Annotated in this window: 17 protein-coding genes; 7 read left to right on the top strand and 10 right to left on the bottom strand. The window is 68.4% G+C overall.

Annotated elements, in window-relative coordinates; genetic code table 11:
* The first annotated feature begins 82 nt into the window (after window positions 1–82).
* On the top strand, window positions 83–934 hold the full coding sequence (locus tag ASE72_RS10820) for an outer membrane protein (protein WP_056020719.1): 852 nt from the start codon (window positions 83–85) through the stop codon (window positions 932–934).
* Between the two features lie 301 nt (window positions 935–1,235).
* Here the strand turns inward: ASE72_RS10820 and ASE72_RS10815 are convergent, their stop codons facing one another.
* A complete protein-coding gene (locus ASE72_RS10815) occupies window positions 1,236–2,051 on the bottom strand; it encodes a GcrA family cell cycle regulator (RefSeq protein WP_056020716.1) in 816 nt (271 codons plus the stop codon).
* Window positions 2,052–2,137: 86 nt separating this feature from the next.
* On the opposite strand from ASE72_RS10815, the gene ASE72_RS10810 reads away from it, so the two are divergent.
* Window positions 2,138–2,992, top strand: a complete 855-nt coding sequence (locus ASE72_RS10810; RefSeq protein ID WP_056020712.1) for an ABC transporter permease — start codon at window positions 2,138–2,140, stop codon at window positions 2,990–2,992.
* A 3-nt stretch (window positions 2,993–2,995) separates the two neighbouring features.
* The gene (locus tag ASE72_RS10805; protein WP_056020709.1) at window positions 2,996–4,669 is read left to right on the top strand and encodes a formate--tetrahydrofolate ligase; all 1,674 of its coding nucleotides are present in this window, start codon (window positions 2,996–2,998) and stop codon (window positions 4,667–4,669) included.
* 130 nt (window positions 4,670–4,799) lie between these two features.
* On the opposite strand, the gene ASE72_RS10800 is transcribed toward ASE72_RS10805, so the two are convergent.
* Window positions 4,800–6,194: a phospholipase D-like domain-containing protein gene (locus ASE72_RS10800; RefSeq protein WP_082446018.1), complete on the bottom strand. Its 1,395-nt coding sequence runs from the start codon at window positions 6,192–6,194 to the stop codon at window positions 4,800–4,802.
* 146 nt (window positions 6,195–6,340) lie between these two features.
* On the opposite strand from ASE72_RS10800, the gene dinB reads away from it, so the two are divergent.
* Window positions 6,341–7,423 carry a DNA polymerase IV gene (gene dinB, locus ASE72_RS10795; RefSeq protein WP_056020704.1) on the top strand — a complete coding sequence of 361 codons (1,083 nt, stop codon included), beginning with the start codon at window positions 6,341–6,343 and terminating at the stop codon, window positions 7,421–7,423.
* Between the two features lie 21 nt (window positions 7,424–7,444).
* Here the strand turns inward: dinB and ASE72_RS10790 are convergent, their stop codons facing one another.
* Both ASE72_RS10790 and ASE72_RS10785 read right to left on the bottom strand, forming a co-directional pair.
* A complete protein-coding gene (locus tag ASE72_RS10790; protein WP_056020701.1) occupies window positions 7,445–9,283 on the bottom strand; it encodes a putative bifunctional diguanylate cyclase/phosphodiesterase in 1,839 nt (612 codons plus the stop codon).
* A gap of 89 nt (window positions 9,284–9,372) precedes the next feature.
* Window positions 9,373–10,287, bottom strand: a complete 915-nt coding sequence (locus ASE72_RS10785; protein ID WP_056020700.1) for an ROK family protein — start codon at window positions 10,285–10,287, stop codon at window positions 9,373–9,375.
* A 201-nt stretch (window positions 10,288–10,488) separates the two neighbouring features.
* Between ASE72_RS10785 and ASE72_RS10780 the strand changes: the two genes are divergently transcribed.
* The gene (locus tag ASE72_RS10780; RefSeq protein WP_056020696.1) at window positions 10,489–12,285 is read left to right on the top strand and encodes a sensor domain-containing diguanylate cyclase; all 1,797 of its coding nucleotides are present in this window, start codon (window positions 10,489–10,491) and stop codon (window positions 12,283–12,285) included.
* Window positions 12,286–12,306: 21 nt separating this feature from the next.
* Here ASE72_RS10780 and glmS read toward each other — a convergent pair whose 3' ends face one another.
* The 3 genes from glmS to glmU are packed head-to-tail and all read right to left on the bottom strand — an operon-like array spanning window position 12,307 to window position 15,956.
* Window positions 12,307–14,130 carry a glutamine--fructose-6-phosphate transaminase (isomerizing) gene (gene glmS, locus ASE72_RS10775; RefSeq protein WP_056020693.1) on the bottom strand — a complete coding sequence of 608 codons (1,824 nt, stop codon included), beginning with the start codon at window positions 14,128–14,130 and terminating at the stop codon, window positions 12,307–12,309.
* Window positions 14,131–14,148: 18 nt separating this feature from the next.
* Entirely contained in the window at window positions 14,149–14,589 is a 441-nt protein-coding gene (locus ASE72_RS10770; RefSeq protein ID WP_056020690.1) for a hypothetical protein, read from the bottom strand.
* Complete coding sequence (glmU, locus tag ASE72_RS10765) at window positions 14,586–15,956, bottom strand: bifunctional UDP-N-acetylglucosamine diphosphorylase/glucosamine-1-phosphate N-acetyltransferase GlmU (protein WP_056020687.1); 1,371 nt, start codon at window positions 15,954–15,956, stop codon at window positions 14,586–14,588. The genes ASE72_RS10770 and glmU overlap by 4 nt, the downstream gene beginning before the upstream one ends.
* A 62-nt stretch (window positions 15,957–16,018) precedes the next feature.
* Between glmU and ASE72_RS10760 the strand changes: the two genes are divergently transcribed.
* Both ASE72_RS10760 and ASE72_RS10755 read left to right on the top strand, forming a co-directional pair.
* Window positions 16,019–16,699 carry an HAD-IA family hydrolase gene (locus ASE72_RS10760; protein WP_056020684.1) on the top strand — a complete coding sequence of 227 codons (681 nt, stop codon included), beginning with the start codon at window positions 16,019–16,021 and terminating at the stop codon, window positions 16,697–16,699.
* Window positions 16,696–17,076, top strand: coding sequence for a hypothetical protein (locus ASE72_RS10755; protein WP_056020681.1), 381 nt, complete (start codon window positions 16,696–16,698; stop codon window positions 17,074–17,076). The genes ASE72_RS10760 and ASE72_RS10755 overlap by 4 nt, the downstream gene beginning before the upstream one ends.
* Here the strand turns inward: ASE72_RS10755 and ASE72_RS10750 are convergent.
* From ASE72_RS10750 to ASE72_RS10740, 3 genes are read right to left on the bottom strand one after another with little or no spacing between them, the layout of a single operon-like run.
* Window positions 17,073–18,086, bottom strand: a complete 1,014-nt coding sequence (locus ASE72_RS10750; RefSeq protein ID WP_056022176.1) for a nucleotidyltransferase domain-containing protein — start codon at window positions 18,084–18,086, stop codon at window positions 17,073–17,075. The genes ASE72_RS10755 and ASE72_RS10750 overlap by 4 nt on opposite strands.
* The gene (locus ASE72_RS10745) at window positions 18,083–18,943 is read right to left on the bottom strand and encodes an HprK-related kinase A (RefSeq protein WP_056020679.1); all 861 of its coding nucleotides are present in this window, start codon (window positions 18,941–18,943) and stop codon (window positions 18,083–18,085) included. Before ASE72_RS10745 ends, ASE72_RS10750 begins: the two co-directional genes overlap by 4 nt.
* The gene (locus ASE72_RS10740; protein WP_235532323.1) at window positions 18,940–19,224 is read right to left on the bottom strand and encodes an HPr-rel-A system PqqD family peptide chaperone; all 285 of its coding nucleotides are present in this window, start codon (window positions 19,222–19,224) and stop codon (window positions 18,940–18,942) included. The genes ASE72_RS10745 and ASE72_RS10740 overlap by 4 nt, the downstream gene beginning before the upstream one ends.
* Window positions 19,225–19,228: the final 4 nt, after the last annotated feature.

Genomic DNA, 19,228 nt, shown 5'->3' with positions numbered 1-19,228 from the left:
CATGTTCGCGTCATCTGGAGGGATATATTTCCCGGGACGGCCCGTTCCTAAATTGGTTTAGATAAACAATCCCGGAGTTTACATGCGCACTTCCTTCTACGCCGCACTTGCCGGCGCGGCCGCTCTCGGCCTGATCGCGTCCCCCGCCTTTGCGCAGGAGACCACCGAGGACGCGCCGTTCAGCGGCATCTATATCGGCGCAGCGGGTGGCTATGACGTCCAGCCGAACGATGCCGGTTCGTCGATCCTGTTCGACCGCAACCTCGACGGCCGGTTCGGCGACACCGTGACGACGGCTGCCGGCGCAAACGCGTTCAGCAGCGGCTTCTGCAACGGTGCGACGCGCGCGACGACGCTCGCCGGCGGCGGCGGCTGCCGCAAGGACAAGGACGGCGCCGCCTATTACGGCCGCGTCGGCATGGACACGCAGCGTGGCAACATCGTCGTCGGCGTCGTCGGCGAATTCGGCAAGAGCGAGATCACCGACAGCGTGACCGCGTTCTCGACGACCCCTGCCAGCTACGTCATGACGCGCAGCGTCGATTGGGAAGCGTCGATCCGTGGCCGCGCCGGCTATGCGGTCAACACCACGCTGTTCTACGGCACGTTCGGTGCAGGCTATGCCAGGATCGACCGCGACTTCTACAGCACGAACACGGGCAACGCCTATCAGCAGAGCGGCAAGCGCCAGCAGTTCGGCATCCTCGGCGGCGGCGGCATCGAGCAGAAGGTCACGCCGAACATCTCGGTCGGCATGGAATATATGTTCCATCAGTATCAGGACGACGACTTCCGCGTCCGCGTGACGCAGGGCACGCAGCCTGCGACCAACCCGTTCGTGCTCGCGCCGAACACGACCGGTACCGACTTCCGTCGCAGCGACGACAATTTCCGCTGGCACAGCCTGCGCGCAACGGCCGCGTTCCGGTTCTAAGCGCAGGGGATGTGACGCCAGCAGGCGTCACATCCCCAAGCTCGGCCGGCGTCGCCTCGGCGACGTCCGACGACGCGGCTTTGCCGCGGCGCGGGTGAGAATAAAGGGTCGCTTCCTGCTACGGGAGGCGGCCCTTTTCTTTGACCTGTCGCATTCTTTGGGCCCACCCCGGAGCCCAATTGGGGGTCGAAGGCAACTTTGCGTCGCTCGCCATTACCCCGGCCTTCGCCGGGGTGGAGCTGTGGACCTGGCTCGCGGGAGGAATACCCGGGCCGAGGGGGGCGAAAACGCCCCCCCAGTCTTAGCGCGCGCGCGGCCCGCCAAAGGGCAGTGGTGGCGTCGGACGACGGTCACGGCGCGGGAGCTGTGCCTGATAGGCATGGCCGCAATGCGCGACGCAATACGGGAACCCCGGGTTCACCTTGTCACCGCAAAAGTGGAAATCGGGCTCGCCGGGATGGCCGAGCGGCCATTTGCAGATGCGGTCGTTCAGATCGAGCAGGCTCGTCTTGTCGGCCATGTCCGCGGATGGCTTCGCGGGGACGAGACGACGCGGCGGTGCCGGCGTGCTCGGCGGCTGTTGCTCGCCGGGTGCTTGGCGCAGGAAGCCACCGGGCCCGATCGAGCGAAGGATCGGCTGTGGCGCACGCACCGGCGCCGCGGCCGGCTCGACCGCGTCGTCGTCATCCTCGTCCTCGTCGTCATCCTGATCGACTGCGCGAGTCGCAGGGGCCGGCGCAGCCTCGACCGGCGCGTCCACCGGCACCGTCGCCACCGGCTCCGCACGCGGTGCAGGAGCCGCCGCGACGACGGCGGGCTTGGACACGGGCGGCGGCGGAACCGCGGCAGGCTCTGACGGGACGGGCTGGGCGGAGACCGGTTCGGCCCCGGCGACCGGCGATGGCGCGACGGCCGCATCGCCAGACTTTTCAGCCGCCTTCGCGTCGGGATCGTTGGGCTTTACCGGCGATGGGCGCGCCTGGAGTTCGAGGCGGTGCGCCTTGCCGATCACGGCGTTGCGGCTGACGCCACCCAGCGCTTCGGCGATCTGGCTGGCGGTCTGGCCGGCTTCCCACATCGTCTTGAGCGTCTCGATACGCTCGTCGGTCCAGGACATGTTCGTTCCTCAGTCTTCGGGTCGGCCGACATGGTCTTCGTCAACCGGGTTGCGGGCGGCAGCGGCAGCGATTACCCGCAACCCCCATGAGCAGCCAGCCCCCAATCGGTGAAATCCAGTCGGCGGTGCAGTCCGCCCCCGGCGTTCCCGTCATTCGCAACGTGAACTGGGAGGGACTTCGTACCCTCTATATCAAGGAGGTGCGCCGTTTCTTCAAGGTGCAGCTGCAGACGGTGTGGGCACCGGCAATGACGACATTGCTGTTCCTGATCGTTTTCACGATCGCGACGGGCGCCAAACGCCCCGTGCTGGTCGGCGGCGAGACCGTGATGTTCGCCGACTTCATCGCCCCCGGGCTGATCATCAGCCAGGGCATGATGGGCCCCGCCTTTGCTAATGCGAGCTTCTCGCTGCTGGTCGGCAAGATGCAGGGCACGATCGTCGACTATCTCCAGCCACCGCTGTCGACCGGCGAGCTGCTCGCGGCCCTCGTCGGCGGTGCGGTGACGCGCGCGGTGCTCGTCGGGTGCGTCGTCTGGGCGGCGATGGCGCTGTACCCCGGCGTGCATGTCACGCCGCATGCGCCGCTTGCGATCCTGTGGTTCGGGCTGCTCGGCGCGACCTTCCTTGCGCTGCTCGGCGTGCTGACCTCGATCTGGGCGGACAAGTTCGACCATGCCGCCGCGGTAACCAATTTCGTGGTCGCGCCGCTGTCGCTGCTGTCGGGCACCTTCTATTCGGTCGACACGCTGGCGCCCGCGTTCCGCACGTTCAGCCACGTCAATCCGTTCTTCTACATCATCTCGGGCTTTCGCTACGGCTTTCTGGGCGTTGCCGATTCGCCGGTGATCGTCGGCGGCCTCGTCATCTTGGCGATCGACGTCGTGCTCGCCACCCTGTGCTACATGCTGCTGAAAAGCGGCTGGAAACTGAAGAACTAGGTCATGACCACCGACATCGCCATCGCCCGCAGCGTCGCGCTGCGCCCCATCGCGCAGATCGCCGACGCGCTCGGCATTCCCGATGACGCGGTCGAGCCCTATGGCCGGTTCAAGGCGAAGGTCTCGCTCGACTGGCTGCAGGCGCAGCGCGAGACCGGGCGGCGCGGCAAGCTCGTGCTCGTCACCGCGATCAACCCGACGCCTGCGGGCGAGGGCAAGACCACGACCTCGGTCGGGCTTGCCGACGCGCTCAACCTGACGGGTCGCAAGACCGTGCTCGCGCTGCGCGAACCGTCGCTGGGGCCGTGCTTCGGGACCAAGGGCGGGGCGACCGGCGGCGGGCGCGCGCAGGTCGCACCGATGGAGGACATCAACCTCCATTTCACCGGCGATTTCCACGCGATCACCGCGGCGCACAACCTGCTCGCGGCGATGATCGACAACCATATCCACTGGGGCAACGCGCTGCAGATCGACGTGCGGCGCGTCGTGTGGCGCCGCGTGCTCGACATGAACGACCGCGCGCTGCGCGACATCGTCCAGTCGATCGGCGGGGTCGCCAATGGTTTTCCCCGCGAATCGGGCTTCGACATCACCGTGGCGTCCGAGGTCATGGCGATCCTGTGCCTGAGCGAGGATCTCGCCGACATGGAGCGGCGGCTGGGCGACATCGTCGTCGCCTATACGCGCGACCGCAGCCCCGTCACCGCGCGTGACCTGAAGGCGGACGGCGCGATGGCGGTCCTGCTCGCGGAGGCGATCAAGCCCAACCTCGTCCAGACGCTCGAGGGGAACCCTGCCTTCCTGCACGGCGGGCCGTTCGCCAATATCGCGCATGGCTGCAACTCGGTGATCGCGACACGCGCGGCGCTGGCGCTGGGCGATTACGTCGTGACCGAGGCGGGCTTCGGCGCGGATCTGGGCGCGGAGAAGTTCTTCGACATCAAATGCCGCCAGGCGGGGCTCTCCCCCGATGCGGTGGTGATCGTCGCGACGGTCCGCGCGCTCAAGATGAACGGCGGCGTCGCCAAGGGTGATCTGGGCGCGGAGGACGTCGAGGCGGTCCGCCGCGGCGCGGTCAACCTCGTCCGCCATATCGAGAATATCCGCCAGTTCGGCGTCCCCGCGGTCGTCGCGATCAACCATTTCCACACCGACAGCGAGGCCGAGATCGCGGTCGTCCACGAGGCGGCGAGCGCGCACGGCGCCCGCGCGATCCTGTGCCGCCACTGGGCCGACGGCGGCGCGGGGGCGACCAAGCTCGCCGATGCGGTCGCCGATCTGTGCGACACGCACGCCGCCAATTTCGCGCCGCTCTACGGTGATGAGCTGTCGCTGTTCGACAAGATCGATACGGTCGCGCGGCGCATCTACCGCGCGGAGCATGCTGTGGCGGAGCCGAGCGTGCTGGCGCAGCTCAAGCGCTGGGAAGATGCCGGTTATGGCCACCTGCCGGTGTGCCTCGCCAAGACGCAGTACAGCTTCTCGAGCGACCCTGCGCTGCTCGGCGCGCCGACCGGGCATATCGTGCCGGTGCGCGAGGTGCGGCTGGCCGCGGGCGCGGGTTTCGTCGTCGCGATCTGCGGCGAGATCATGACGATGCCGGGCCTGCCGCGGGTGCCGGCGGCGGAGGCGATCCGCCTCGATGCGGACGGACTGATCGAAGGGCTGTTCTAACACTGATCCTCCCCGTCAGGAGGAGGTGGCGCCGAAGGCGACGGAGGGGGAGGACACGCAACTTCGGTTGCCCTTCCCGCCCCCTCCGTCAGGCGGCGCCTGCCACCTCCCCCTGGCGGGGGAGGATCGCTTATTTCTTCTTCGAGCGGCGTAGGTGGAGACGGCGGAACAGGCCCCGCTCCGAGAAGCTCTCGAACATCTCCTCGGGGCCCTCGGGATCGAGCACCTCGTTATCCGCAAGCCATTCCTCGACCGCGGTCAGGTCGGGCGCCTCATAGGCGCGCAGCGACTTGCCCTGCCCGCGCAGCCGTTCGATCGTCTCGATCAGCGATCCGGTCTCGGCGATCGTCGCATTGACCACCTCGATATCGACCGCGAGATGCTCGGCAATCAAGTCGTTGCGGATCGCGGTGATCCCCGTGCTCGTCGCCTCGTCCCGCGCGCGGATCGCGAGGTCGCATTCGGTATCGAGCCGCAGCGACCGGTTGTTCATGTTCGACGAACCCAGCCGGAAGACCTGATCGTCCGCGATCAGGATCTTGGCATGGCAATAGATCGCCTCGCCGCCGCTGGTGTAGGGATGGTACATGCGCAGCCGCTTGTGGACGTCGCGGTGCGCCAGCGCGGTCATCAGCCGGGCACGCGCGGTGTCCATCGCGATCGGCTCGAGCCAGCCTTGTGCAGTCACCGGGTTGATGATCACGATCTCGGGCCCGTCCGCCTCGTCGAGCCGGCGCGCGACCGCCTCGGCGATCTTGCGCGACGCGAAATACTGGCTCTCGATATAGAGATGCCGCTTGGCGCCGGCGATCTGCGCGAGGAACAGCGCCTCGCTCTCGTGCACCGGGACCTGGTCGTCCATCTCGGGTTCGGTCCGCGCGATCGCGACGTCGACGTCGCGGAAATGCACGCCGAGTTCGTCGGGCCAGCAGGCCGCCCCCGGGCTCGCCTCGGCGATCGGCACGCCGCCCGCCAGCACCCAGCGATCGCGGAACAACTGCCCCAATGCGGTCGCGACGGGGCCTGCGACCGCGCTGATCGCGTCGTGCCACGGCTTGTAGGCGCGCCCCGAGGGACGCAGACGGCGCGGATCGTCGTGGCGATGCTCGCGCGTGTCCCAGCGATCGCCGGTCATGTCGATCCCGCCGCAAAAGGCGAGGCAGTCGTCGATGATCACGATCTTCTGGTGATGCGATCCCGCGGTCGGGTGATGCCCGTCGAGCTTGGTATGGATACGCGGATGCCGCATCCACTTCATCATCGTGAACAGCGTCGAACCGCGGAACAGCGACTTGATCGCACCGGTATCCCAGCGGAGCAGGAAGATCTCGAGATCGGGCTGGCGTTCGACCAGCCACAGGATGAACGCGCCGAGCGTGGGCGGTTCACCGGGGCGGTCGACACCGGGCTCGAGCTGGATCCGCGCATCGAAATCCCAGCCGATCAGCATGATCCGCCGCTTGGCATTCAGCATCGCGACACGCGCCTGGCGGAAATATTCCTCCGCATCGACGATCACGGACATCTGGTCCGCGCGTTCGATACGCCAGCATTCGGTTCCGATCCGCACGTCAGGTCCCCTTGTCGGCGCAGAGCGCGCCCGGCCGAATTTGCTCAACGCCGTAACGACGCTCTGTTTCCGCGCGGCGTCAGGGCCTATCTGCGGTGCAGATGGCCGCCCCTCCTACCCACCCGCCGGTCCAGCGCAAGATCATCCATGTCGACATGGACGCCTTCTATGCCTCGGTCGAACAGCGCGACGATCCGTCGCTGAAGGGTCGGCCCGTCGCGGTCGGCGGATCGCGCGCGCGCGGGGTGGTCGCGGCGGCAAGCTACGAAGCGCGCGCATTCGGCGTCCACAGCGCGATGCCGTCGGTCACCGCGCTGCGCAAATGCCCCGATCTGGTCTTCGTCCCGCCGCGCTTCGACGTCTACCGTTCGGTCTCGGATCAGATCCGTGCGATCTTCGCCGACTATACCCCGCTGGTCGAGCCGCTCTCGCTCGACGAGGCGTATCTCGACGTGACCGACGATATTCGCGGCGTCGGGTCCGCGCAGGCGATCGCCGAGGAAATCCGCACGCGGATCAAGGCGGATACCGGGCTGACCGCGTCGGCGGGCGTCAGCTACAACAAGTTCATCGCCAAGCTCGCCTCGGACCAGAACAAGCCCGACGGGATCTGCGTCATCACGCCAAAGCGCGGCGCCGCCTTCGTCGCGTCGCTCCCGGTCAAGCGCTTCCACGGGGTCGGACCGGTGACTGCCAAAAAGATGGAGCAACTCGGCATCCTGACTGGTGCGGACCTGCTCGAGCGGCCGCTGCCGTTCCTCCAGGCGCATTTCGGCAGCTATGCCGACTATCTCTACGGTGCGGCGCGCGGGATCGATCACCGCCCCGTCCGCGTCAATCGGCCCGCCAAGTCGGTCGGCGCGGAACGGACGTTCGAGACCAACCTGAGCGACCCGGAGGCGCTGCGCGAGGCGTTGCACCGGGTTGCCGATGCGGCCTGGCTACGGATCGAACGCCACGGCACGCGCGGGCGGACGGTCACGCTCAAGCTGCGCCATGCCGATTTCCGGACGATCACGCGCGCGCGGTCGTCGAACAGCGCGGTCAACGACAAGGCGGCCTTCCTGCGCGCCGGACTCGACCTGTTGATGGCGCAATTGCCCGTGCCCGACGGCGTCCGGTTGCTCGGGCTGACGCTGTCGGGGATCGTCGGCGAAGAGGATGCGCAGCCGATATTGCTGTGATGCCTGCCAAGACGGGCGGGGCTAGCGAAGGGCGCGGAGCGGGGCCCGGCTCGACGCATCGCTCGCCTTGCCGACCGCGGTGAGCGGCCCCGACGCCGCCATCGTCCGCGCGGTGTCGGCACAGATCGGATGCGAGAAGAAATAGCCCTGGAGATGGCTCGCCCCCGCAAGCCGCAGCGCCTGGACCTGCGCCTCGGTCTCGACCCCTTCGGCGATGACCCCGAGGCCGAGCGCGCGGCCGAGATGGATGATCGAATGCACGATCGCCGCGCTCTCGCGCTCGCGGCCCATCCCGTCGATGAAACTGCGGTCGATCTTAAGCGAATCGAGCGCGAAGGTGCGGATGTTGTGGAGGCTCGAATAGCCCGTTCCGAAATCGTCGAGCGCGATCCGGAAGCCGTGGCTGCGCAACGTCGCCAGCGTCTGCGCGGCGCGTTCGGCATCGTCGAAGATCGCGGGTTCGGTGATCTCGATCTGCAGCCGCGTAGGTGCGACGCCGGCGCGCGCCACCCGGTCGAGCACATAGTCGACGAAATTGTGCCGGCGGAACTGGCGCGGGCTGAAATTGACCGAGACATATTGCCCCGGCCAGTCCGCCAGTACCGCGAGCGCGTTGTCGAGCACCCAGTCGCCGAGATCATGGACGAGGTTGGACTCCTCTGCGATCGGCATGAACAGCGCGGGGCTGATCGCGCCGTGCGCCGCGGTGTCCCAGCGAAGCAGCGCCTCGAACCCGACGACCGCGATCGTCTCGCGCGCGACGATCGGCTGATACACGAGGCTGAGTTCGTTGCGCGCGATCGCCTGGCCGAGCCAGCCCTCGATCCGCCGGCGGAAGCGGATATCCTCGTCCATCGTCTCGTCGAACACGCGGACGATCCGGCGGCCGTTGCGCTTGGCGTCGTTGAGCGCGAGATCCGCGCGGCGCATGATGTCGAGCGGATCGATCCCCTCCCCGCCTTGCGTGACGACCAGCCCCGCGGAGGCCCCGCCCTGAACCGAATTGCCGAACACCTGCAGGCTGACCGAGCACGCCGCGATGATCACGTCGCAGGCGCGCACCGCCTCCGCCTCGCCGGACGCATCGAACAGGACGCCGAATTCGTCGCCGCCGAGCCGCGCGACCATCGCGCCCTCGGGCGCGGACCGCATCAGGATCATGCCGATCTCGCGGATCAGCGCATCACCCGCCAGATGGCCCAGCGTGTCGTTGACCAGCTTGAAGCGATCGAGGTCGATCATCACCGTCGCGAAATCGCCGTCGACGCGCGCGCGCTCGCCCAGCACGCGCTGGAACGCGAGCCGATTGGGCATGTCGGTCAGCGAATCATGCGTTGCCAGATGCAGCGCACGGCTCTCGTTGGCGGCGAGTTCGGCGGCACGGACCTCGAGCTGGTCGATCCGCCGCGCGAGCGTGGCAAGCGTGGCGTCGTGCCGGCGGTCGACGTGCCACCGCTCGGCGAGCGCCACCGCGGTCTGGCGGACCTCGGCGGGCGTGAACGGCTTGGCGATGTGGAAAAGCTTGTCGATCGGCCCGGCGTCGCGCGCGATCTCGTCGAGGCGGATCGAGGCAAGCCCGGTGACGATGACGATCGCGATGTCGGGATCGAGCGCGCGGATTCGCCGCGCGGTCTCGCGGCCGTCGATCCCCGGCGGCATCCGGATGTCGATGAACGCGACCGCGAACGGATCGCCATCGGTCCGCGACTGCGCGACCGCATTGACCGCCTCGAGCCCCTGCAGCGCATGCGCAAGCTCGACGATCCGGCCGTTGCTTCCGCCAAGATCCTCGGCGGGCGCAAAGGCGGCCCGGTAGCCGTCATGGACGGCAGCCTCGTCGTCGACGATCAGAATACGCATGCACAACCGCTCCTCGCGAGACGGGATTCCGCTGGATAGGGCGGTGTCCCGTGCTTCGCGTCGTTCGTCGGCGGGCTAGGCAAACAGCGTTAAGATGGCGTGAAAGCGGCCGCGATTTGTTGGCCAAGCGCTTGTGTACCAAGCACGATTGCGCCGAGCGGCCCCGCATTGCCGCCGAGTGACGGCGGCACGATGAAGCTGTCGACCAGCGCGACTTCGGGAAGCGTGACATAGCCGCCGAGGCTGCGCGTCATCGCCGCGCGGATCCGCGGATACAGATGGCCCGCCCCCATCACGCCGCCGCCGATCACGATCCGCCGCGGGATCCCGGTGAGCACCAGCGTATGACATAATTGCCCGAGCGCCTCGGCGACGCCGTCCCACACCGGGTGATCGGCGGCTGCATCGTCGGCCGGATGACCAAGCCGTGCGGCGATCGCCGGCCCCGACACCAGCCCTTCGAGACACGCGCCGTGGAACGGGCATGCGCCGATCCAGTCGTCGCCCGCGACGCGGACCGGGCGGATATGGCCGAGTTCGGAATGCGTCAGACCATCGACCGGACGGTGATTGGCGATCAGGCCGGCGCCGACCCCCGTCCCGACCGTGACATAGGCGATGTCGGCAAGGCCCTGCGCTGCGCCCCAGCAGGCCTCTGCCAGCGCGGCGCCGACGACGTCGGTGTGGAAGCCGGTCGGAACGCCATAGCGACGATGCAGGCGCCCCGCGATATCGGTGCCCGCCCAGCCCGGCTTGGGGGTCGAGGTGATGTGCCCGTAGTCGCTCGCCCCCCGGTCGATCGAGACCGGACCGAAGCTCGCGATGCCGATCGCGGTAAACCCGCTCCACCGGTCGAGCACCGCCTCGATCGCGGCCAGCGTCTCTTCGGGCCGCGTCGTCGGGATCCGGACACTCTCCTCGATCGCATCGGGGCCTCGCGCGAGGATGCAGATGCACTTGGTCCCACCAAGCTCGATCCCTGCCACCAATGGTGCTTCGCTCATATCCGATCCCCGATCCTGCGTCGGGTCGCTTCACCGTGGTCGGTTCGATCCGTCAAGCGCATTGGCACCAAGGAGGCGACGCACCCACGGGGTGACCGAGCCGCGGCGACGCCACGCCGCTGAAGATTTCATTATATGTTAATAACATAAGTTTAGTTTGATTCGTGTGGCCGCAAAACCGCGGTACGACTGGAGCACCGTATGTCCGTATCGGATGAAGGCGCCCGGCTCTATGCCTTGCGCCAACTCAATCTTCTCGACACGCCCCCGAGCGAGAGCTTCGACCGGATCACCCGGATGGCGTGCCAGATCTTCGGGCTGCCGATCGGCGCGGTGTCGCTGACCGATACGGATCGCCAATGGTTCAAGTCGCGCGTCGGCATCTCGCACGACACGATCGCGCGGCACAAGGCACCCTGCGCCGAGGTCACCGAAACGGGGGCGATGCTCGTCATACCCGACCTCGCCTCGGACCCCTGCTATAGCGACAGCGCGCTCGCGGACGCCGGGATCCGGTTCTACGCGGGCGCACCGCTGGTGACGCATGACGGGCACGGGCTCGGCGCGCTTTGCGTCCTCGGCACCGAGCCGCGGTCGCCGGCGCCCGAGGAGACCGCGGCACTGACCGATCTGGCGGCCATGGTGATGGCGCAGATCGAGCTTCGCCATGCGTTCGGCCGGGTCGATCCGGTCAGCGGCCTGCCCAACCGGTTTCAGTTCGTCGAGGATTTCGAGGATCTTACGCGCGACTGCCCGGGGCAGCAGCGGTTCATGGTGATGGTCGATCTCGCGCGCGCCGATGAACTGGGAACGCTGACGCGCGTGATGGGCGCAAGCTATATCGAGACGTTCGTGAAGGACGCCGCACAGACGGTCCGCACGCTCGTCGATGCGGACCGCGTCGTCTATCACATCGCCGCGACGCAGTTCGCGTTCCTGTCGCGCGCGGACGTGTCGTTGAGCGCCTATATCAAGGTGGTCGCCGCCGGGCTCGAGACATCGCGCACGACCTCGCTCGCGCGGTACGTGACGACGACCGCCGCCGGCATCGTTCCGGTAACGCTGGGCACGATGCGGTCGCAGGAACTGCTGCGCGCCGGACATGGCGCCGCGCAGGATGCGCAGACGGCGCCGGGGTTCATCAGCGTCTTCACGCGGGCCAGCGAACGGGAGACCGAACAGTCGCGCAACATCACGCTGCTTCTGGCGTACGGCGCGGCGCTGGAAACCTGCGGGCAGATGCGGCTGGTCTATCAGCCGCGGATCGACCTCGCCCGACGCCGGTGCGTGGGCGTGGAAGCGCTGCTGCGGTGGCGGCATCCGCAGCTCGGCGAGGTGTCGCCGGGCGAGTTCATCCCGGTGATCGAGCGCACCGCGCTGGCAAAGCCGACCACCGCGTTCGTCCTCGAGACCGCGCTGCGTCAGCATCTCCACTGGCGTGACGAAGGACTCGTGCTGCCGCTGTCGATCAATATCGCGACATCCAATCTGGAGGACGACGATTTCGTCGAACAGATCACCGCCGCGCTTGCGCGCCACGCGATCCCGCCGGCGATGCTCGAACTCGAAGTGACCGAAACCGCGGTGATGGAGAATTCCGTGCTCGCGCTCGCCCGGCTCGAGGCGCTGGCGGCGACTGGCATCCGGATTGCGATCGACGATTTCGGCACCGGACACAGCAGCCTCGCCTATCTCCAGACGCTGCCTGCGGACGTCGTCAAGATCGACAAGTCGTTCGTCGATGCGCTCGGCGCGGACGACGGGCGCGGCGAGACGATCATCGCGACGATGATCACGCTGATCGGCGAGCTCGGCCTGCGCGTCGTTGCCGAGGGCGTCGAGACGGCGGAGGCGGTCGCGATGCTGACCAACATGGGCTGCGACGAGGTACAGGGCTACGCGTTCGCCCCCGCGCTCGAGGCGGACGCGCTCCTGCCGTGGATCGCGCAGTTCAACGGCACCGCAGGCGCCGCGACGATCGAGCGCGCCGCAGCCTGAGCCTCGCGCCGCGGCGCCCGCCTATTCGACCGTCACCGACTTGGCGAGATTGCGCGGCTGGTCGACGTCGGTGCCCTTGAGCACCGCGACATGATAGGCGAGCAGCTGGACCGGCACCGCATAGACCAGCGGCGCGATCAGCGGATGGACCTTGGGCATGGTGATCGTCGCCATGCAGCCCTCGCCCGCCGCCTGGATGCCGTCATAGTCGCTGATCAGCACGACCTTGCCGCCGCGCGCCATCACTTCCTGCATGTTGCTGACGGTCTTGTCGAACAGCGGCCCCGACGGCGCGATGACGATGACGGGGACATGCTCGTCGATCAGCGCGATCGGCCCGTGCTTCATCTCGCCCGCGGCATAGCCCTCGGCATGGATATAGCTGATTTCCTTCAGCTTCAGCGCACCCTCGAGCGCGAGCGGATAATCCGTCCCGCGGCCGAGATACAGTACGTCGCGCGCGCCCGCGACGGTGTGCGCCATCGCCTCGATCGCCTCGTCATAGGCGAGCGCGCCGTTCAACGCAGCGGGCGCCTCGGCGAGGTGCCGCGCGATCTCGCGCTCCTGCTCGCGGTTGAGCAGCCCCTTCGCCCGCGCGAGGTTGGCGGCGAGCGCGGCGAGGACCGCGAGCTGGCAGGTGAACGCCTTGGTCGATGCGACGCCGATCTCGGGGCCCGCATGCGTCGGCAGCAGCAGGTCCGCCTCGCGCGCCATCGAGCTGGTCGGCACGTTGACGACGACCGCGATCTTCTGCCCCTCGGCCTTGGCGTGGCGCAGCGCGGCGAGCGTGTCCGCGGTCTCGCCCGATTGCGAGATGAACAGCGCGAGGCCGCCCTCCTCCATAACCGGCGCACGGTAGCGGAACTCGGACGCGACATCGAGGTCGACGGGGACGCGCGCGAACTGCTCGAACCAGTATTTGGCGACCATGCCGGCGTAGAAGCTCGTTCCGCACGCGACGATGGTGACGCGCTTGATCGTCGAGAGGTCGAATTCGGGGATCGGCAGCGAAACCTCGCCCTCCATCCGCTTCAGATACGAACGCAAAGTCTGCGCGACGACGATCGGCTGCTCGTAGATCTCCTTGAGCATGTAATGCTTGTGGTTGCCCTTCGAGATCACCTCGCCGGTGATCCCCGACAGCGTGATCGCGCGCTCGACGGGCGCGTTGTCGCGGTCATAGACCTGCGCGCCGTCGCGGGTCAGCACGACCCAGTCGCCCTCGTCGAGATAGGCGATACGCTGCGTCAGCGGCGCGAGCGCGAGCGCGTCCGAGCCGAGGAACATCTCGCCCTCGCCGTGGCCGACGACCAGCGGCGAGCCGAGCCGCGCACCGATCAGCAGGTCGGGATGCTGGCGGAACAGGATCGCGAGCGCGAACGCACCGTGCAGCCGCGGCAGGATCTCGCGCACCGCGGACACCGGGTCCATCCCCGCCTCGACCTTCTCGCTGACGAGATGCGCGACGACCTCGGTGTCGGTCTCGCTGGTGAAGGTCCGACCGCGCGCGATCAGTTCCTCGCGCAGCGGCTTGAAGTTCTCGATGATGCCGTTGTGGACGACCGCGACCTCGCCCGTGGCGTGCGGGTGCGCGTTGTTGGTGGTCGGGCCGCCATGCGTCGCCCAGCGCGTGTGCGCGATCCCGGTCTTGCCCGGCAGCGGATGCGCGGCGAGTTCATTCGCCAGGTTGACCAGCTTGCCCGACGCGCGCCGCCGCTCGATCGCGCCGTCGAAATCGGTCGCGATCCCCGCCGAATCATAGCCGCGATATTCGAGCCGCTTGAGCCCGTCGAGCAGCCGGCCGGCAACGTCGTCGTTGCTGAGGATTCCTACGATGCCACACATATGATTACGTCCGTTCGTTCAGTCGACCGAGCGGAGCTGATCGCCCCGCGCGATGAAAATCTGGGTCTGGTAATAATATTTGCCGGTCGGTCGGCCGTCGGTCAGGAAATCGATCCTCACCCGGCGCGCCTCGCCCTCGATCTCGATCCGCCGGCCCTGGAGCGCGGTCTCGACGGGCGCGCCGAGCCGCATCTCGAGCTGCCCCTGCGCGACCGGCGCGATCTCGAGCGTGACGTTGCGCTGGTCGCGGTAGTCGGTCTCGGAATTGAGGTACAGATGGCCGTCCTGCCGCCCCGACGCGCGCACCGTCAGCACGAACAGCCCGCGATAGGCGCCGGGTGCGAGCGCCGCCGCGCGCTCGATCGCGACCATCGCCGGAAGCGCGTCGCGCGACGGCTGCGGCGTGGCGCAGGCGGCGAGGCCGAGCGCGGCGACGAGCCCGACGGTGCGCAGCGTCACGCCCTTGCCGCCTTCATTGCCAGCATCTTTTCGCGGAACCGTGCCGCCCAGCCGGGTCTCGCGACCTGCGGCGGGCGAACCAGCGCGAGCGCGTCGGCGGCGACATCCTGCGTCACCACGGAGCCCGCTGCGACGATCGCGCCGTCGCCGATCGTGACGGGCGCGACCAGCGCGGAGTTCGACCCGATGAACGTCCCCGCGCCGATCACCGTGCGATATTTGAAATAGCCGTCGTAATTGCAGGTGATCGTGCCAGCGCCGATGTTCGCGCGCGCGCCGATCTCGGCATCACCGATATAGCTCAGGTGGTTGACCTTCGCACCCGCGCCGATCGTCGCCTTCTTCACCTCGACGAAATTGCCGACGCGCGACCCCGCGCCCAGATCCGCGCCGGGACGCAGACGCGCGAACGGCCCGACATCCGCGCCCGCACCGATCGTCGCGCCCTCGACATGGCTGAAGGCATGGATCACCGCACCGTCGGCAACGCGGACGCCGGGACCGAACACGACGTTGGGCTCGATCGTGACGTCGCGCCCGAGGATCGTGTCGTGCGCGAACCAGACCGTGTCGGGGGCGATCAGCGTCACGCCGCCGGCCATTGCCTCCGCGCGGCGCGTCGCCTGCCATGCCGCCTCGACACCCGCCAGTTCGCCGCGGCTGTTGACGCCCGCGACTTCGTCCGCCCCTGTTTCGATCACTGCGGACGCCTGGCCATCCGAACCTGCCAGCCCGACGATATCGGTCAGGTAATATTCGCCCGCGGCATTGTCGTTGCCGAGCCGGTCGAGCAACGCGAACAGGTCGGACGACCGCACCGCCATCAGCCCGGAATTGCACAGCGTCACCGCCCGTTCCGCCGCCGACGCGTCCTTATACTCGACGATCCGGTCCATCCGGCCGGCAGCATCGGCGATGACGCGACCATAGGCACCGGGATCGGCGGGGCGGAAGCCGAGCACGACCACGGCCGGCGTATCGTCGCCGTGGAGGCGGTCGATCATCCGCTGCATCGTCGCGGCGGTGACCAGCGGCACGTCGCCATAGAGGACCAGCACGTCGCCTTCGAGTCCATCGAGCGCCGCGCGCGCCTGCGCAACCGCATGGCCGGTGCCGAGCTGTTCCGCCTGAAGCGCGGTGGCGATGCCGAGCGGCGCGACCGCCGCCTCGACCTGCGCGCGGCCCGCACCGGTGACCACGACGGTACGCGCCGGCGCCAGCGCGCCCGCGCTCGCGATCAGATGCAGCAGCATCGGTCGCCCCGCAATCGGGTGAAGCACCTTGTGCAGATCGGACTTCATGCGCGTGCCCTTGCCCGCGGCAAGGATGATGACCGCGATCGGCTGGTCTGGAGAATCCGTCGTCATGGAAGGACCGCTGCCACGAAAGCCTTGCCAATTCCATAGTGCCGCTGGCAGGCACCCGGGCAATGACGCATTTTTCATTCGATATCGTCGGGTTCGACCTCGACGGCACGCTGCTCGATACCAGCGGCGATCTGGCCGCCGCGGTCAATCACGCGCTCGCGCTGGCGGATCGCCCCGCGTTGAGCGTGGACCAGGTCAAGCCAATGATCGGCGGCGGCGCGCGGCACATGCTCAAACAGGGGCTGACCGCGACGGGCGGCTATGACGAGGCGATGCTCGACCGCCTCCATGCCGCGCTGCTCGCGCATTACGAAGCCAATATCTGCGTGCTGACGAGGCCCTATCCCGGCGTGATCGATGCACTCGACGCGCTCGCGGCGCGCGGGGTCACGCTCGGGATCGTCACCAACAAGATCGAGCGGTTCGCGCGCATCGTCCTCGACCAGCTCGACCTGACCGATCGGTTCGCCTGTGTCCTCGGGGGCGATACGCTGACGCAGTCCAAACCCTCGCCGATGCCCATCCACGAGATGGTCCGGCTCTGTGCGCAACAGGCCCGGGGCGACCGGGCGGCGTTCGTCGGCGATTCGATCTTCGACATCCAGGCGGCGCAGTCGGCGGGGCTTCCGGCGATCGCCTGCAGCTTCGGGTTCCTGATGCAGCCGGTCGACGAGCTTGGCGCGGATGCGGTGATCGACGCGTTCGACGCGCTGATCCCCACGCTCGAAGGCCTGTCGCGATGAGGCGCGACCGCGACCTGACCGGATTTTTCAAGATCGCGCTCGTCGTCGCGATCGTCGTCGCGATGACCATGGCGCTGTTGCCCAAGCCGCCGCATTTGCCGATCGACCGGTTCGGCGACAAGTTCCAGCACATGCTCGCCTTCGCCACGCTCGCGGCGCTCGCGTCGTTCGCCTATCCCGCCGCACGCGGATGGAAGGTGCTCGAACGCCTGTCGTTTCTGGGCGCGATGGTCGAGGTGCTGCAGTCCATTCCGTCGCTGCACCGCGATTGCGACATTGGCGACTGGATCGCCGACACGATCGCGATCGCGCTGGTCGTCGCGATCATCGCGCTGGTCCGACAGAGCCGCCCACCGCGGATACGCACGCTGCACTAGACGCGCGCGCGGGCCTTGCGCCATTTCGCCCATAGATGCCGCGCGAGCATCGCCGGCGGCATGCGCAGCCAGTGCGACCGGATGTAGAACGCGAGCCGCGTGACCGGCCGGGTCGGTCGCCCCCAGCCATCGCGCGCGGTCATCCGGCGGACGAACAGCCGGTCGATCCCGGTCGCTGGGCGCTCTCCGAACAGGCATTCGACGAGACGCACCGCGCGCTCGACCTCGATCCGCAAACCGTGGCGATCCGCGTCGTCCGCGAGACCCTGCGTGCCGAATTCCTCGATCAGGCAGCGGACGTCCCACAGGTTGCGCAGGCCGCCGGCGAGATCGCCATCGGCGAACAGATGCGCGGCGGCATGGACGATCATCCCGTTCGGCGACAGGACGGACAGCCCGTTGCCGAGCGGCACGCTGTCCGCGATCAGCGCCACCGGGTCGGGCGTGATGCGCGCGGTAAGCGGCAGGATGCTGTGGTGGACGTCGATCATCCGGTCGCGCTCGCGGTGGATGAGCGGCGGCAATTCATGCATCCAGCGCCGGTAATAGGCGTCGTCGTACGGATCGGGCTTCACCCATTCCCAGCCCGCCGCCAGCAGCGCCGTCTCGGCCGCATCGAGCGCATCGCGCGGGACGAGGATGTCGAGATCGCCGATCGACCGCCCCTGCCCCGCCATCAGCCCCGCGGCGACAAACGCGGTCCCCTTCAGCACCACCACCGGACAGCCAAGCGGCGCGAGCGCCCGCCGCGCCATCTCCGCTTCCCACAGCGCGGCACGCCGGCCCTGCTCCGCGGCGGCGCGCGCGTCGGCGAGGATAGCGGCGACCGCCCCCGGCATCGGCAAGCCGTCGAGCCGCATCGCGAGCGTTCCGATCAACTGCTCCGCCCGCGCCATCGTCAGCACCGCGCTCCAGCCCGCCGGATCGAGACGCGTCACGATCGACGGTTCGGCCAGTGCCTGCGCGAGAAACCGCGCGCTCGCCGGGGTTCGGGTGACGGGGTCAGTCATCGCGGCGCGCACAACGCCTCGACCTGCGCGACCGCGCTGTCACCGTCGGGATAGTCGATCGCGATCGACGGGATGCGGGCGATGAGCCCCGTCAGCGCTGCGAACCCGGGCTCGCCGAGCGCGACATAGTTGGTCGAGGCCTGCGTCATCCGCACGAACGCCTCGGCGGGCGGAACGGCGCGCACCGCCGCCGCGAACCCGTAGCGCGGGAACAGCAACAGCGCCGGCGTCGCCGGCACGTCCATCGCCGCGATCGCGCGCGCGTCGGGAACCATGTGACGGATGTCGCCCTTCGGCGTCGACGCCAGCAATGGCCCCATCCGCGCGTTCGGCCACGCAGCCTGGGCCGCTGCGATCGCCTCGTTCTTGAGGCTGATCAGACGCGGGAACGCGTGGACCAGCCCGGTCTCGGGGTCGAGCAATGCGAACTCGTCGCCCATGAACCGCCACCCCCGCGCCGCGAGCAATGTCGCCAGCGTCGACTTGCCCGCGCCCGAGATGCCCGTCATGAGCACCGCGCGCCCGTCACGCTCCACCGCCGACGCGTGGAGCAGCAGATACCGCCGCGCGCCCAGCGCCATCTGAAGGTTCATCGCCATCTCGGCCGCGAGCAGGCCCTGCCGCAACGGCAGCGGCGCGGCCTCAGGCAGCATATAGTCGCCCCCGATCTCCACCGAGGGGCGAATCCACCGCCGCCAGGGTCGCCGCGCGAACAGCCGCACGGTATAGTCCGCGACCCCGTCGTGCGGTTGCGGATAGTCACGATAGAGGCTGCGAAGCTGGTCGATCGGCGCGCGCCAGTCCGACCCGATCCGAAAGCCGATCGGCCCGATCCGCAGCGATACCGCGTGTCTCACGACGCCGTCACCAGCCCTGCCACGACGAGCTCGTCGAGCCGCGCCGCGAGCGCGTCGCGCGTCGGGTCGGCAAGATCATAATCCTGCGAAAGACGCGCGAGCAGCGCGTCGAGCGACAGGCTGTGCTCGCTCAGGATCGCCAGGATCTGCGGCGCGGGTTCGGTGAGCAGGTGCGTGATGCCCGACCGGCGATGATAGACCGCGGTGAACGCATCGAGCGGCGCGGCCCGCCGCGCATCCGCCGGATCCGCGCGAAACGTCACCGGCGCGGCATCGTCCACGGCG

The organism is Sphingomonas sp. Leaf20 (assembly GCF_001421535.1).
Classification (GTDB): domain Bacteria; phylum Pseudomonadota; class Alphaproteobacteria; order Sphingomonadales; family Sphingomonadaceae; genus Sphingomonas.
Note: the sequence above shows the minus strand (reverse complement) of the source record. Positions and strands in the feature narration are given on the sequence as shown.